Annotated in this window: 13 protein-coding genes and 2 pseudogenes; 7 read left to right on the top strand and 8 right to left on the bottom strand. The window is 53.8% G+C overall.

Annotation, left to right across the window (positions count from 1 at the left end):
- Positions 1 to 46 precede the first annotated feature (46 nt).
- The 4 genes and pseudogenes from LDB27_RS14370 to LDB27_RS14355 form a co-directional block, all read left to right on the top strand.
- Positions 47 to 751 (top strand): Bax inhibitor-1 family protein, encoded by a 705-nt coding sequence (locus LDB27_RS14370; RefSeq protein ID WP_000373611.1) that lies wholly within the window; start codon positions 47 to 49, stop codon positions 749 to 751.
- Positions 752 to 896: 145 nt separating this feature from the next.
- The gene (locus tag LDB27_RS14365; protein ID WP_000529074.1) at positions 897 to 1,604 is read left to right on the top strand and encodes a Bax inhibitor-1 family protein; all 708 of its coding nucleotides are present in this window, start codon (positions 897 to 899) and stop codon (positions 1,602 to 1,604) included.
- A 22-nt stretch (positions 1,605 to 1,626) separates the two neighbouring features.
- Positions 1,627 to 1,860 (top strand): annotated as a pseudogene (locus tag LDB27_RS14360) (hypothetical protein); the annotation flags it as partial.
- Positions 1,787 to 2,035: pseudogene (locus tag LDB27_RS14355) on the top strand (hypothetical protein); the annotation flags it as partial. The pseudogenes LDB27_RS14360 and LDB27_RS14355, both read left to right, overlap by 74 nt.
- Before the next feature lie 2 nt (positions 2,036 to 2,037).
- On the opposite strand, the gene LDB27_RS14350 reads toward LDB27_RS14355, so the two are convergent.
- The 3 genes from LDB27_RS14350 to LDB27_RS14340 are packed head-to-tail and all read right to left on the bottom strand — an operon-like array spanning position 2,038 to position 4,996.
- Positions 2,038 to 3,000 (bottom strand): lysylphosphatidylglycerol synthase transmembrane domain-containing protein, encoded by a 963-nt coding sequence (locus LDB27_RS14350; RefSeq protein ID WP_001129824.1) that lies wholly within the window; start codon positions 2,998 to 3,000, stop codon positions 2,038 to 2,040.
- Positions 3,000 to 4,241 carry a cardiolipin synthase ClsB gene (clsB, locus tag LDB27_RS14345; RefSeq protein WP_000649639.1) on the bottom strand — a complete coding sequence of 414 codons (1,242 nt, stop codon included), beginning with the start codon at positions 4,239 to 4,241 and terminating at the stop codon, positions 3,000 to 3,002. Before clsB ends, LDB27_RS14350 begins: the two co-directional genes overlap by 1 nt.
- Complete coding sequence (locus tag LDB27_RS14340; RefSeq protein ID WP_000192039.1) at positions 4,238 to 4,996, bottom strand: endonuclease/exonuclease/phosphatase family protein; 759 nt, start codon at positions 4,994 to 4,996, stop codon at positions 4,238 to 4,240. Before LDB27_RS14340 ends, clsB begins: the two co-directional genes overlap by 4 nt.
- A 132-nt stretch (positions 4,997 to 5,128) precedes the next feature.
- On the opposite strand from LDB27_RS14340, the gene LDB27_RS14335 reads away from it, so the two are divergent.
- Entirely contained in the window at positions 5,129 to 5,539 is a 411-nt protein-coding gene (locus LDB27_RS14335) for a YbhQ family protein (protein ID WP_000871970.1), read from the top strand.
- Here LDB27_RS14335 and LDB27_RS14330 read toward each other — a convergent pair.
- From LDB27_RS14330 to cecR, 5 genes are all read right to left on the bottom strand, one after another.
- The gene (locus LDB27_RS14330) at positions 5,501 to 6,607 is read right to left on the bottom strand and encodes an ABC transporter permease (RefSeq protein WP_000469050.1); all 1,107 of its coding nucleotides are present in this window, start codon (positions 6,605 to 6,607) and stop codon (positions 5,501 to 5,503) included. The two genes, LDB27_RS14335 and LDB27_RS14330, sit on opposite strands and share 39 nt — an antisense overlap.
- Before the next feature lie 99 nt (positions 6,608 to 6,706).
- Positions 6,707 to 7,837 (bottom strand): ABC transporter permease, encoded by a 1,131-nt coding sequence (locus tag LDB27_RS14325; RefSeq protein ID WP_000045765.1) that lies wholly within the window; start codon positions 7,835 to 7,837, stop codon positions 6,707 to 6,709.
- Entirely contained in the window at positions 7,830 to 9,566 is a 1,737-nt protein-coding gene (locus tag LDB27_RS14320; RefSeq protein ID WP_001287612.1) for an ATP-binding cassette domain-containing protein, read from the bottom strand. Before LDB27_RS14320 ends, LDB27_RS14325 begins: the two co-directional genes overlap by 8 nt.
- Complete coding sequence (gene hlyD, locus LDB27_RS14315) at positions 9,559 to 10,554, bottom strand: secretion protein HlyD (RefSeq protein ID WP_000743431.1); 996 nt, start codon at positions 10,552 to 10,554, stop codon at positions 9,559 to 9,561. Before hlyD ends, LDB27_RS14320 begins: the two co-directional genes overlap by 8 nt.
- On the bottom strand, positions 10,554 to 11,228 hold the full coding sequence (gene cecR / locus LDB27_RS14310; protein WP_001025252.1) for a transcriptional regulator CecR: 675 nt from the start codon (positions 11,226 to 11,228) through the stop codon (positions 10,554 to 10,556). Before cecR ends, hlyD begins: the two co-directional genes overlap by 1 nt.
- Positions 11,229 to 11,457: 229 nt before the next feature.
- Between cecR and rhlE the strand changes: the two genes are divergently transcribed.
- Positions 11,458 to 12,819 (top strand): ATP-dependent RNA helicase RhlE, encoded by a 1,362-nt coding sequence (gene rhlE, locus LDB27_RS14305; protein WP_000007062.1) that lies wholly within the window; start codon positions 11,458 to 11,460, stop codon positions 12,817 to 12,819.
- Positions 12,820 to 13,026: 207 nt separating this feature from the next.
- Positions 13,027 to 15,171 (top strand): ATP-dependent DNA helicase DinG, encoded by a 2,145-nt coding sequence (gene dinG / locus LDB27_RS14300; protein ID WP_001218633.1) that lies wholly within the window; start codon positions 13,027 to 13,029, stop codon positions 15,169 to 15,171.
- The last annotated feature ends 7 nt before the right edge of the window (positions 15,172 to 15,178 follow it).

Raw genomic sequence — 15,178 nt, 5'->3', positions numbered from 1 at the left:
AGAATGTGATACGCTTTAGGGTATCATTTCCACACAGGAGTTCATCATGGACAGATTTCCACGATCTGATTCAATAGTGCAGGCGCGGTCCGGCCTGCAGACCTATATGGCGCAAGTGTATGGCTGGATGACGGTCGGACTGTTACTGACCGCGTTTATCGCGTGGTATGCGGCTAATACGCCAGCCGTCATGATGTTTGTCTTTTCCAGTAAGATCACCTTCTTTGGCTTAATTATTGCCCAGCTTGCGCTGGTGTTTGTTCTGTCGGGACTGGTGCATAAGCTTAGCGCCGGAATGGCGACGACGCTGTTTATGCTCTATTCGGCGCTAACCGGATTGACGTTATCCAGTATTTTTATCGTTTACACCTACTCCTCTATCGCCAGCACGTTTGTGGTGACGGGGGGAATGTTTGGCGCCATGAGCCTGTACGGGTACACCACTAAGCGCGATCTTAGCGGTTTCGGCAATATGCTGTTTATGGCGCTTATTGGTATCGTTCTGGCGTCGCTGGTCAATTTCTGGTTGAAGAGTGAAGCGCTGATGTGGGCGGTAACCTATATCGGGGTGGTGGTGTTTGTCGGTCTGACCGCCTATGACACGCAGAAACTGAAAAATATCGGCGAGCAAATAGATACCCGCGATAGCGCTAATCTGCGTAAATATTCGATTCTCGGCGCGTTAACGCTGTACCTGGACTTTATCAACCTGTTCCTGATGTTACTGCGTATTTTTGGTAATCGCCGCTAATTATAGCGATCTCTTAAAATCCTGGCCCTGCGCCAGGATTTTTTTAGGACTATATTTAGGGCGAAACAGCATAAATATCTTAGAAATGTTTTCCTGCGCTTGCCATTCTTATCACCGTGATCATGTGAAGAGTGATAAATGACAAGTGGGCCCTCTGGCTGCAATACGTATACGGCAAATAGTATTTATTCCCGCGACAATGTTATCCCTTACCTATTGGTATACTGCGTTGGGACTATGGTGTACCGCCGGCATTATATGGTTAACGTTGTATACTCATTTTTTGATAACCCACGTTCAACCTGTTGTTGTTTTGTGGATATCAGCACTTTTGCTTGGCCTGGGGTATGGGGCCGTTACCTGTCTTTCCCGCTTTGGCACTGTTGCCGTAACGTTGATATATATTGCCATCATTACGCTTACCGGCGTGTCATTAGCTTACCTTTTCTCAGGTGGCGCGACCATTTTCGTGATTGTTGGAATCATGTTTAGTCTTAATGCTTTATTTATTTTCTACCTGAATATCAGTTCTGGTCTATTCAGGCCGTTAATTTTTATGGCGGTAAGCGGGATCATCGCTGCGATAGTTGTCAATAGCCTGGTGGCCAGTAGCACTCTGGTCTGGATAGTCAGTGTGGTGACGGTATTGGTGTGGACATTGATTACAGCGCTAGAAAAATCCACGCTTCACGGTTATGCCCGCATGTTATACCACGGCGAGTTTTCATCCCTGCCTCGTTGCGCTTTACCTGGCGCGCTGACGCTTTACCTTGGCATTATTAATGCTGTGGTTACGCTGTGTCGTTATATCATTTTGATGATTCTGGAAATGCTATTATCTTTCAGGCCGTAGGCGTTGCAGGTTTTTATTCAGGTTGGTGATGATGGGTATAATGATTAAATTATGTGGCAAACAATTTTGGTTAGCGTTTTGTGAAGCTAAAGACGTCACTCGCGCCATTAAAAATGGCGGCGAGGATTTTAATAAGAAATGCCCACCAGCGCTAATTTTTCATTTCATTACCGGATTGTCATGGGAATATGAGCGGGGTCATTATTTACCGGTATGCGCTATTGCTGGCCATTATTTCCGTTACGTTGGCAACGTTCTGTACCCTGTCATCAGTATTCATGGGCGAGTTTCACGAAGTGCTCCTGCTGCTGTTTAGCTGGTCATTGCTGCTTTTTTCCCGCTTACAGATGAATACGTCTTTTTTCTCAGCATATGTTTATTTTTACCGGATAAAACGCGTTGTGCTGGAAAGCGAAAACGCGTCTGCTTAAATTTATTTCGCCATCGCCCGCTCGTTTTTCGCCCGCAGCTTCTTCGCCCGGCTCTCCAGGATCAGATAGCACACCAGCGCCAGCAACAGGGGAATAAAATAGTAAAGCACGCGGTACGCGAGCAGGGCGGCGATAATCGTGCCTTGCGACGTATGTTCGCCCGCCAGCAACGCGAGGAATACGGCCTCCAGCACGCCGATGCCTGCCGGAATATGCACGATGACGCCCGCGATACTGCTCACCAGCAGTACGCCCAGCACAAAGAAATAGTTCACATCCTGACCCATCAGCAGCCAGATGATGGCGCCCATCGCCATCCAGTTCGCGCTGGAGATCGCCATCTGCGCCAGCGCGAATTTCCATGATGGCAGCACCAGTTTCTGCCCTTTAATCGTCATATGCCGCCGCTTTGCAAAGGCGCAAAACCACAGATAGACCGCGATAATCAACAATAAAACGATACCGAGAATACGTAGCGTGCCTTCATCGATATACCAGTGGTCGGGAAGCTGGACAACGCCGAAGGTAAAAATGATGCCGCCCAGCAGAATATAGCCCAGCCAGTTAGTGGTAATGCTGAGCGAGAAAATGCGCGTGATAGTACTGCCGGGCAACCCGAGGCGAGAGTATAGTCGGTAACGCATCCCGATCCCGCCGACCCAGGTGCTGAGCGTCAGGTTAAAGGCATAGCAGACGAACGATACCAACATCACCTGTCGCTTCGCCAGTTTATGGCCGCAATAAAGCCGTCCAAGCAGGTCGTAGCAGCCGTACAGAAGATAGCTAACGATCACCAGTCCTACAGCGCTTAAAAGCGCCGTGCGGTTATAGTCGCGGATGACGGTCCAGACATCACCCCAGTCGACCTTTTTAGCATAAACCACCAGCAGAACGACGACCGCAATAAAAAACAGCCAGGTCAGCACTTTTTTAGCCAGCCGCCAGCGCGGATGCGATTTAGCCATTAGGGCTTCACTCCTGTATTTTCTGGATCAACGCGATCCTGGGTTTCCATTTCTGGCTGGGCAGGCGGGGGAACCTGCGCCAGATGCGGGGTATGCGCAGGTAGCCAGCCGACCAGCGCCGGGAAATGACGTAAAAAGTGGAACGCCAGCACGCTTTTGGTCAGGTTCCACCAGGTGCGTTTCGGCAGCATAGACTCATCGACCTGCTTACAATCGTTCACGATGATGCCTTGTAAATTATCGCGCAGGGTCTGGTTAAAAGTACGATCGTGAATGATCAGGTTAGCTTCAAGGTTAAGCGACAGGCTGAGCGGATCGAGATTACTCGACCCTACCGTGGCCCAGTGATCGTCCATCAGCGCCACTTTGCCATGCAGCGGACGGCGTCGGTATTCATAAACCTGCACGCCGCCCTTCACCAGATAGTTATAGAGCAACCGCGCGCCGACTTTGACTATCGGCATGTCTGGTTCCCCCTGGACAATCAGTTTTACGCTCACGCCACGGCGGGCGGCTTTACGCATTGCGTGGAGCAAGCGATAGCCGGGGAAAAAATAGGCGTTAGCGATAATCACTTCACGCTTTGCCTGGGTCAGCATTTTCAGATAATGACGTTCGATATCGTCACGGTGCTCTTCGTTATCCCGCCAGACAAACAGCGCCTGCGCTTCGCCGGGGTGACGGTTTTCTTCAGCCTGGTGATGGCGCTTCCACCAGCGGCGCGCGGGGCTTTGCCCCGGCAGATTCTCGACTTCGAATTGCAGGATATCGGCCACAACAGGCCCTTCGACCCGTACCGCGTAGTCTTGTTTCGCCTGCGGGCCGTAATCCGACATATGCTCGGCGGAGTAGTTAATGCCGCCGACAAAGGCAATACGATCATCAATTACCACAATTTTGCGGTGCATTCGGCGGAAGATATTGGTTCGCAACCCCAGTAGACGCGGGCGGGGGTCGTAATAGCGAAAAATCACGCCCGCCGAGGTTAATTCGCCGACAAACGCGTCGCTGAGATCGGGAGAGCCGTAGCCGTCGAGTAATACTTCGGCTTTTACGCCGCGCTGTGCGGCTTTTAGCAGAGCGGCATGGAGTTTTTTACCCACCTCATCTTCAAACAAGATAAAGGTTTCCAGAATGATTTTTTGCTGTGCCTGAGCGATAGCCTCAAACACGGCAGGATAGAACTGGTCGCCGTTTTCCAGTAGCTGAATTTGATTACCTTCACGCCAGCCGCATTTCATAGATGGATCTCCGCGCTAAGGGGGGCATGGTCTGATAAATGTCGCCAGTTCCGCAGCGGTAGCGCCGTAGGAGAACTGGCGTTCGCATTCTTGACGTAAATACGATCGAGTCGCAGCAGCGGCATACTCACCGGGAATGTGCGCGCCGGTCGGCCATGGGCACGGGTGAATATCTCCTCCAACCCGGCCGCGTTTAACGGCGGGCCGGCCTTTTGCCGCCAGTCATTAAAGTCTCCGGCCACCAGCACCGGTTCTGATTCCGGCAAGGCATTCACCCATCCCGCCAGCATGGTTAGCTGTGCCTGGCGGTGGCTCTCCCGCAGGCCGAGATGTACGCACATGACGTGGATAGGGCGGTTGAGCATGGGCGGCGTAATGCGGCAATAGAGCACGCCGCGTTTTTCGCTACCGCCGACCGAGACGTCGCGATTTTCATAATGTTCAATGGGATAGCGAGAAAGAACCGCGTTACCGTGGTGGCCTTCCGGATAGACCGCATTGCGGCCATAGGCGAAATCGCTCCACATGGTGTCGGCCAAAAATTCATAGTGGGTAGTGTCCGGCCAGTTTTCGATATGCAGCGGATGTACTTCATGCGCGCCCATCACTTCTTGCAGACAGACGATATCGGCGCCGACCGTTCTGACGGCGTCGCGCAGCTCCGGCAGGATGAAGCGTTTATTAAAGGCGGTAAAACCTTTGTGCGTATTAATTGTGAGCACTTTGAATGAAAAATTTCGCGTGTGTTGAGTCATTTTCTTCCTGTCCGCGTCACTATCCTGATTGAAATAGTGTAGTCGTCGTCACAAAAAGATGCGGTCTTACGGAATTTTCCGTAAAGTTCGGTACTCTGAATAATGAGAGAAAAATGCTTCAGGAGAAAAGCCATGAAGTGGCAACAACGCGTTCGTGTCGCAACCGGCCTCGGTTGTTGGCAGATTATGTTGCATTTACTGGTAGTGGCGATGCTGGTAATAGGCTGGATGAGCGGCACATTAGTGCGCGTCGGCCTGGGATTATGCGTGCTTTATGGCGTGACGGTACTGCTGATGCTGGCGTTGCAGCGCCATCATGAGCAACGCTGGCGCGATGTGGCGGATGTGCTGGAAGAGCTGACTACCACCTGGTACTTCGGCACCGCGCTGATTGTCCTCTGGCTGCTATCCCGCGTATTGCAAAACAATGTCTTACTGGCTCTGGCGGGGCTGGCTATCCTGGCCGGGCCCGCCGTAGTCTCGCTACTGGCGAAAGATAAAAAGCTACATCACTTTGCGTCTAAACATCGCATACGCCGCTGAACCCGTGGTGGCCGCTATCACCAGTAGCGGCCACAAACTTCCCCAGACAATCCCCAGACTCGCATCCTTAAGATAAATTTGCTTGGTAATATCAGTAAAGTGGCGGATAGGGTTTATCCACGTCAGGTTTTGCAGCCAGACCGGCATATTTTCCACTGGCGAGACATACCCCGAGAGCAAAATCGCTGGCATCATAAAGACAAAAACGCCGATAAACGCCTGCTGTTGCGTGGCGCAAAGCGATGATATCAGTAAGCCAAAGCCTACCAGCGACAGCCCGTAAATCACCATCGTGAAATAAAACAGCGCTAACGAACCGGCGAAGGGAATTTGGTATGCCCAAATGCCGATAGCCAGCACGATCGTGGCCTGGAAGGTCGCGACTATCAGCGCCGGCACCGCTTTACCAACGAAAATCTGCCAGGTGGTGAGCGGAGAGACCAGTAGCTGATCCAGAGTGCCTTGTTCACGCTCGCGGGCGACGGACAGCGAAGTCACGATCATCACGCCGATAGTGGTGATCATGGCGATCAGCGAGGGCACCACAAACCACTTGTAGTCCAGATTCGGATTATACCAGTTGCGTACCACCAGTTCGCTATTGTTGGGCTTTGGCTTGCCGTCCATCAATGTCTGCTGATACTCCTTGACGATCTGTTGCAGATAATTGGCGGCGATTTGCGCGCTGTTGGAGTTACGTCCATCAAGAATGAGTTGCATCGGCGCTGGCTGGAAGGTATCCAGATTCCGCGAGAAATCCGCCGGGAAGCGTACCAGCAGCAGCGCTTTTTGCGTATCGATAGTCGGCTGGATCTCCTGCGGACTGTTCAGCAATAGCACATGGGTAAACGCTTTCGCGCGGGCAAAGCGCTGGGTAAGTTCTACCGAATGTTTGCCGTTATCTTCGTTGTAGATAGCGATAGTCGCGTTAGTGACTTCAAGCGTCGCGGCGAATGGAAACAGGATGACCTGAATCAGCACCGGCAGAATCAGGATCGCGCGCGTTTGCGGTTCGCGTAAAAGCGATTGCAGTTCTTTGCGAATTAATGTCCATAAGCGATGAAACATAGAACCTTCCTCATGTCGGGTGGCGCTACGCTAACCCGACCTACATGGCCCGTAGGCCCGGTAAGCATAGCGCCACCGGGCAAAATACGAGCGCCAGAGTTAATCCAGTCGTCGTTTGGTTTTTAGCCACGTCAGGCCAATAAACATCACCGCCGAGGCGATTAAAAACAGTACGTTAACGCCTAACACGACCGGAATATTGCCGGCCAGAAACAGACTTTGCAGGGTGCTAACAAAATAGCGCGCCGGAATAATATAGGTCACCGCGCGGATCACCGCAGGCATACTGTCTATCTGGAAGATAAATCCGGACAGCATAATCGATGGCAAAAAGGCGGCGTTCAGCGCCACCTGCGCGGCGTTAAACTGGTTGCGAGTGATGGTGGAAATCAACAGCCCCATCCCCAGCGTACTCAGTAAAAACAGACTGGTGATGATAAACAGAATCACCAGCGAACCGCGATACGGCACGCCGAGAATAAACACCGATACCAGCATACAGAGCAGCATCGCCAGCATACCGAGAAAGTAATAGGGAATAAGCTTACACAGCAGCAGTTCAACACGCGTCACTTCGGTTGAGAGCAGCGCCTCCATCGTGCCGCGCTCCCATTCGCGGGCAACGACCAGCGAGGTGAGGATTGCGCCAATTACCGTCATGATAATGGTCACCGCCCCGGGAATAATAAAATGCTGACTGATCGCCGCCGGGTTAAACCAGTAGCGCGTCTGGACGTCGATGAGCGGTTCAAAGGTGTCGCCGCGATCTTCCGCCCGCTGCTGTTGCCAGATTTGCCAGATGCCTTCCACATAACCCTGAACGAAGTTGGCGGTGTTTGGCTCGCTGCCGTCGGTAATCACCTGAATCGGCGCGCTGTCACCGTCGCGCGCCATTTGCTGCGCGAAATCCACCGGAATCACCACCAGTCCGCGAATGCGTCCGGCCTGCATTTTTTCAATTAATTCATGGCGATTATCGCTAATGGTCGCGTCGATATAGGGTGAACCGGTCATCGCATGAGTGAAATCCAGCGCCTCCTGGCTTTGCTGTTCAAGCAGAATCCCCACCCGCAGCTTGCTGGAGTCAAGGTTAATGCCGTAACCAAAAATAAACAGCAACAGCAGCGGGATCACCACCGCAATCAGCCAGCTACTGGGATCGCGCACGATCTGGCGCGTCTCTTTGACGCACAACGCACGCACGCGGCGCCAGGAGAGAGACTTACTCATGCGTATGCTCCTTATCCCAGTCATTGATGAGAGTGATAAAGGCCTGCTCCATCGTCGGATCGGCCTGTTGCTCATCGGCGGCCTGCGCTTTGAGATCGTCCGGCGTACCGCTGGCGATAAGCTTCCCACGATAAACCAGTCCGATGCGATCGCAATATTCCGCCTCATCCATAAAGTGGGTCGTCACCATTACCGTGACCCCTTTTTCCACCATGCTATTAATGTGCAGCCAAAATTCACGGCGGGTGAGGGGATCAACCCCGGATGTTGGTTCATCAAGGAATAAAATATCCGGTTCGTGCATCAGCGAGCAGGCCAACGCCAGTCGCTGTTTAAAACCCAGTGGCAGCGCATCGGTGGGATGCGACGCGATGCTTTTCAGACCAAATGCTTCACTCATGCGCTGAATTTTTTCATTTTGCGCGCGGCCCCGCAAACCGTAGACGCCGGAGAAAAAACGCAGGTTCTGCTCAACCGTCAGGTTGCCGTAAAGCGAAAATTTTTGCGCCATATAGCCCAGATGCTGACGGGCTTTGCCGGAGCTGACTTTCAGATCCATATCCAGCACCAGCGCCTTGCCGGACGTCGGCACCAGCAGGCCGCACATCATTTTAAAGGTGGTTGATTTACCCGCGCCGTTCGGGCCGAGCAGGCCAAAAATCTCGCCGCGCTGTACGACGAAATTAACATGGTCCGTGGCCGCGAAATCGCCAAATTTTTTCGTCAGTTCCTGCGCTTCAATCACCGTTTCGCCGGCAGTGCCTTCAACCGTATGCAGGATTGAACCCAGCGGAGACTCCGAGGTTCCCGCTCCGCCAAGCAGATCGATAAACGCATCTTCGAAGCGCGGCGCGGTCTCATTGAGGGTGATTTCCGGCATCCCTTCGGCCTGGCGAATATCTGCTGCGGTCGCCTCTTTTTTCAGGATCAGGCGTACCGAACGTCCCTGAATCATGCCGTCGCTCACCTGCGGCAGTCTGAGCGCTCTTTGTAGCAACTTACGGTTGTTTTCCTGTGGACTGCTCATCAGAAAGCTACGACCGGCCATCGTTTGCGTCAGCGCTTTAGGTTCGCCCTGATAGAGCAGCTCGCCTTCATTCATCAGCAGCACATCGCGACACTGTTCGGCTTCATCCAGATAGGAGGTGCTCCATAAAATCAGCATCCCGTCGCCCGCCAGTTCGTGGACCATTTGCCACAACTCGCGCCGTGAAATCGGGTCAACGCCAACGCCCGGTTCATCCAACAGCAGCACTTTCGGTTCGCCGACCAGCGTACAGGCCAGCCCCAGTTTTTGCTTCATCCCGCCGGACAATTTCCCCGCCAGACGGCCAGTGAAAGGGCCGAGGGCGGTAAACTCCAACAAACGGGCAAAGGTCTTTTCCCGTATCTCGCCGGTAACGCTGCGCAAATCGGCATAGAGATTAAGGTTCTCCATGACGGTAAGATCTTCATACAGACCGAATTTCTGCGGCATATAGCCCAGAACCGCGTGCAGCTCGCTGTCGTTTTGTATCGGGTCGAAGCCTAATACGGACGCGTTGCCGCCATCGGCTTTGAGCAGGCCCGCCAGCATACGCATCAGCGTGGTTTTTCCTGCGCCGTCCGGCCCTACCAGCCCGGTGACATAACCGGAATGAATGGTACAGTCGAGCGGCGCGACGGCGGGTTTATCCATTCCCGCAAAGCGCTTCGTCAGACCGTGCAGCGTAATAACGGCCTCACTCATGCCGTGCCTCGTCATTAAATTTCACCGTGACTGGCATCCCCTGGCGTAACGCATCGTCCGCATCGGTGACGATAATGCGCAGGCGATAGACGAGATCGGTACGCAGATCCGGCGTTTCGACGGTTTTCGGCGTAAATTCCGCGGTGGGCGAAACGAAACCAATCTTGCCGTGGTAAGGTTTGTCAGGACGACCGTCGGTATACAACAGAATGTCGCGCCCCGGTTGCGTTTGACTGAGGTTGCGTTCATCGACATAGGCGCGCACCCAGACGGGGCGGGTCAGCGAGAGCGTTAATACCGTGCTGCCGGCGTTCAGCATACTGCCAGGCTCGACCGCGCGGGTGAGCAAGGTTCCGTTGGCAGGCGCGATAAGCGTGGTGTCCTGCAAATCAAGCTGCGCCTGCGCCAGTTGGGCCTTTGCCTGTTCCAGGCTGGCTTTCGCCTGGGCGATATCCTGTTCACGATTACCGGTACGGTACTGGCTCAGTTTATCCTGCGCGGACTTCAGCGTCGCCTGCGCCTGATCGCGCGATGAGCGGGCGTTTTCCAGATCGTTAGCGGAAATGGTGCGGCTTTTCCACAATCCTTGCTGGCGGTTATAAAAGTTTTGCGCGTAGTCATAGGCGGCTTGCGCCTGTCTGACGGCGGCGGCGGCCTGGGCTATCTCTTCATCGCGATAGCCTGCCAGCATCAAATCATATTGCGCCTGCGCGACCGACACGCCAGCTTTCGCCTGCATCAGCGCGTTTTCGTATGGCGCGTGATCCAGTTCGCCGAGCACCTGTCCGGCTTTGATGGCATCGCCTTCATCAACATTCAGCGACGCCAGTCTGCCGCCGACGCGAAAGCTGATATTGACGGTACGGATATCGACATTACCGTATAGCGTCAGCCCATCGTCCTGCCGACTTTGATACCACCAGGTTCCACCGGCAATCACAGCGACGATCGCTGCGATTGCCAGTCCGATAACGACAGGTTTTTTCATCAGTCCAGACTCCTTTGCGTTAAACCGTGCAGAATAAGATCGATGTGGCAGGTTACCGTCTGGTAAATCAGCTCCGCTTTTTCTTCATCAAACTGCGGCCAGCCGGTACGTAACAGAATAGTTTCTTTGCCGAGACGGAACGCCAGCACTTCGCCCAGTAAGGCATGGGTATGCAAAATCATGCGCGTATCATTGGCGTCGCAGCCGGTATAAGCGGCAACCAATCTTGTCAGATGGGTGTGCAACGGATCGATAACCTGTTCATGAACCAATTGATAGGCCGACGTGGGAGAGAGCTGCTCGCGTGAAATGAATTTGCTCAGGTTAACGGTGTCTTCCTGCGTCAGCAGCATAATCATGTTCTTGCAGGCGAGCAGAATAAGCTCGCGTATGGCGTCCCGGTCAGGGACAGGCTGGTTAAACAGACGTTCCGCTTTTTCAGCATGGGGGCGAAATTTTTCGCCAAGAAAATCGGCAATCCACTGGGCGCAGGCGAGGTATAAATCCTCTTTTGAGCCGAAATAGTAAGTAATAGCGGCAATATTTTGCCCCGCCAGCGCGGCGATATCGCGCGTGGTGGCATGGAGGCCATACTCGCCAAACTGCGCCAGCGCGGCGGCAATGAGCTGACTTTTCGCCTGCTCGCCCTTGGTGGTCGTGGTGGGAATATTCATCACACGCCCTAATTTTTAATCAATCGATTGATTAAGATTATGACTCATAATGGCACTTGTCCAGTGTGGTCGATTAATTTGTCTTTGCCACCTTCCGGGATAATTTATGCGCCGCATCACAAAAACTGCTACACTCCGCCCCTTCATGACATTGTGGTTTTTGTCATTCCAAATTTGAGCATCTCCCTGAAAACTACACCGGCAACGGTCGGGGCGGTCCGGAGTAGTTATGTCTTTTGATTCCCTGGGATTAAACCCTGATATCCTGCGCGCCATTGCCGAGCAGGGTTACCGTGAACCTACCCCTATTCAGCAACAGGCGATTCCCGCCGTGCTGGAAGGCCGCGATCTGATGGCCAGCGCCCAGACCGGAACCGGTAAAACGGCGGGTTTTACCCTGCCATTGTTGCAGCATCTGATTACCCATCAGCCGCATGCTAAAGGTCGTCGCCCGGTGCGCGCGTTGATCCTCACGCCAACCCGCGAGCTGGCGGCGCAAATTGGCGAAAACGTCAGAGATTACAGTAAATATCTCAATATTCGCTCGCTGGTGGTATTTGGCGGCGTAAGCATCAATCCGCAGATGATGAAACTGCGCGGTGGCGTGGATGTGCTGGTGGCGACGCCGGGACGTCTGCTCGACCTGGAACATCAAAATGCCGTGAAGCTGGATCAGATTGAGATTCTGGTACTGGATGAAGCCGACCGTATGCTGGATATGGGCTTCATTCACGACATTCGTCGCGTGCTGGCGAAACTGCCGGCGAAGCGTCAGAATCTGCTGTTCTCCGCCACGTTCTCCGACGACATCAAAGCGCTTGCCGAAAAGCTGTTGCGCAACCCGCTGGAAATCGAAGTGGCGCGCCGCAACACGGCCTCAGAGCAGGTAACGCAGCACGTGCACTTTGTCGATAAAAAACGCAAACGTGAACTGTTGTCGCAGATGATTGGCCAGGGCAACTGGCAGCAGGTGTTGGTCTTCACCCGCACCAAGCATGGCGCGAACCATTTGGCGGAACAGCTTAACAAAGACGGTATTCGCAGCGCGGCGATCCACGGTAATAAATCGCAGGGCGCACGTACCCGCGCGCTGGCCGATTTTAAATCCGGCGATATTCGCGTGCTGGTGGCGACGGATATTGCGGCGCGTGGTCTGGATATTGAAGAGCTGCCGCACGTGGTCAACTATGAGCTGCCGAACGTGCCGGAAGATTATGTACACCGTATTGGCCGTACCGGTCGCGCGGCGGCAACTGGCGAGGCGCTGTCGCTGGTCTGTGTTGACGAGCATAAACTGTTGCGTGATATCGAAAAATTGCTGAAAAAAGAGATCCCACGCATTACGACGCCGGGCTATGAGCCGGACCCGTCGATTAAAGCGGAGCCGATTCAGAATGGCCGTCAGCAGCGCGGCGGCGGCGGTCGTGATCGCGGACAAAATCAGGGGGGAGCGGGGCGCAGTCAGCAGCCGCGACGTCAGGATAGCGGGGCGGCGAAGGCGAAACCAAAACCGCGCACAGGCGAGGGGAAACCCGCTGGCGACAAAGCACGTCCGCCGCGTCGCCCGCGCAGAATCACGCCTGCCCAGTAAATTTTATCCGGCAACATGCCCGGTAGCGCGACGCTTACCGGGCCTACGGACTATGCAAATACGTAGGCCGGATAAGGTGCTTGCACCGTCATCCGGCAAAATACACATCGCGTTGCGAGCCGCCTTCCAGAACCGGTAAAAAAGGTACTTCCCGCCCCTGAAATGTGACACAATAGTGGCTGTTTATACAGTACTTCAGGTTTTCTCATGGCATTGACCGCTGCGCTGAAAGCGCAAATCGCCGCCTGGTATAAGGCGCTTCAGGACCAGATCCCCGACTTTATTCCCCGTGCGCCGCAGCGGCAGATGATTGCTGACGTCGCCAGAACGCTGGCTGGGGAAGAAGGGAGACATCTGGCTATTGAAGCGCCGACCGGCGTCGGGAAAACCCTCTCCTATCTTATTCCCGGTATTGCCATTGCCCGGGAAGAGCAAAAAACACTGGTGGTCAGTACCGCTAACGTGGCGTTACAGGATCAGATCTTTAGCAAAGATTTGCCGCTGCTACGAAAAATCATCCCCGATCTGCGTTTTACCGCCGCCTTTGGCCGCGGGCGCTACGTGTGTCCGCGAAACCTGGCGGCGCTCGCCAGTAGCGAGCCTACGCAGCAGGATCTGCTCGCCTTTCTTGATGACGAACTGACGCCTAACAACCAGGAAGAGCAAAAGCGCTGCGCCAGGCTGAAAGGGGATCTTGACGGTTACAAATGGGATGGTCTGCGGGATCATACCGACATTGCTATTGACGACGATCTGTGGCGGCGATTAAGTACCGATAAAGCCAGTTGTCTGAACCGCAACTGTCACTATTACCGCGAATGTCCATTCTTTGTCGCCCGACGTGAAATACAGGAAGCGGAAGTCGTGGTGGCGAATCACGCGCTGGTAATGGCGGCGATGGAAAGTGAAGCCGTACTGCCGGAACCAAAGCATCTGCTGTTGGTACTGGATGAAGGTCATCATCTGCCCGATGTCGCTCGCGATGCGCTGGAGATGAGCGCGGAAATTACCGCCTCCTGGTATCGCTTGCAACTGGATCTGTTCAGCAAACTGGTGGCGACCTGCATGGAGCAATTTCGCCCTAAAACCACGCCGCCGTTAGCGAATCCTGAGCGACTTAACGCCCATTGCGAGGAGGTATACGAACTGATCGCCTCGCTCAATGCCATTCTTAATCTGTATATGCCCGCAGCGCAGGAGGCGGAGCACCGTTTTGCAATGGGCGAGTTGCCTGATGAGGTCATGGAAATCTGTCAGCGACTGGCGAAGCTGACCGAGACGCTGCGTGGGCTGGCGGAATCCTTTCTCAACGATCTCAGCGAAAAAACCGGGTCGCACGATATTGTGCGTTTGCATCGGGTGATTTTACAGATGAACCGGGCGCTGGGAATGTTCGAGGCGCAAAGTAAATTATGGCGGCTGGCTTCGATGGCGCAGTCTTCAGGCGCGCCGGTGTCCAAATGGGCGACGCGTGAAATACGCGAAGGGCAACTCCACGTCTGGTTCCATTGTGTCGGTATCCGCGTCAGCGATCAGCTGGAAAGATTGTTATGGCGCAGCGTACCGCACATTATTGTCACCTCGGCGACACTGCGCTCGCTCAATAGCTTTTCGCGCCTGCAGGAAATGAGCGGCTTAAAAGAAAAAGCCGGCGACCGCTTTGTGGCGCTGGATTCGCCGTTTAATCATGTGGAACAGGGGAAACTGGTGATTCCTCAAATGCGCTACGAACCCACCATTGATAACGAAGAGCAGCATATTGCCGAAATGGCGACCTATTTTCGTGAGCAACTGGAGAGCAAAAAACATCATGGTATGCTGGTACTGTTTGCCAGCGGGCGGGCGATGCAGCGTTTTCTGGAGCATGTCGCTGATGTGCGCTTACTCCTCCTGGTTCAGGGCGACCAGCCGCGTTACCGGCTGGTGGAGCTACACCGTAAACGGGTGGAGAGCGGCGAACGCAGCGTGCTGGTTGGGCTTCAGTCTTTTGCCGAAGGGCTGGATCTTAAAGGCGAGCTGCTGACGCAGGTCCATATCCATAAAATTGCCTTCCCGCCGATCGACAGCCCGGTTGTGATCACCGAAGGCGAATGGCTAAAAAGCCTGAATCGTTATCCGTTTGAGGTACAAAGCTTACCAAGCGCGTCTTTTAATTTAATTCAGCAGGTAGGGCGATTGATCCGTAGCCATGCCTGTCGGGGAGAAGTGGTCATTTATGATAAGCGGTTGTTGACCAAAAACTACGGACAGCGTTTACTGAATGCCTTACCTGTTTTTCCGATAGAGCAGCCTGCCGTGCCAGACGTTATAGTAAAACCAAAAGCAAAACCTGCACGCCGCCGACGGCGTTAATGCTGTG

This window comes from Salmonella sp. JXY0409-18 (assembly GCF_020268625.1).
Lineage (GTDB): Bacteria > Pseudomonadota > Gammaproteobacteria > Enterobacterales > Enterobacteriaceae > Salmonella > Salmonella enterica.
The sequence above is the reverse complement of the archived record's forward strand: the minus strand, read 5'-3'. Positions and strand labels throughout refer to the sequence as shown.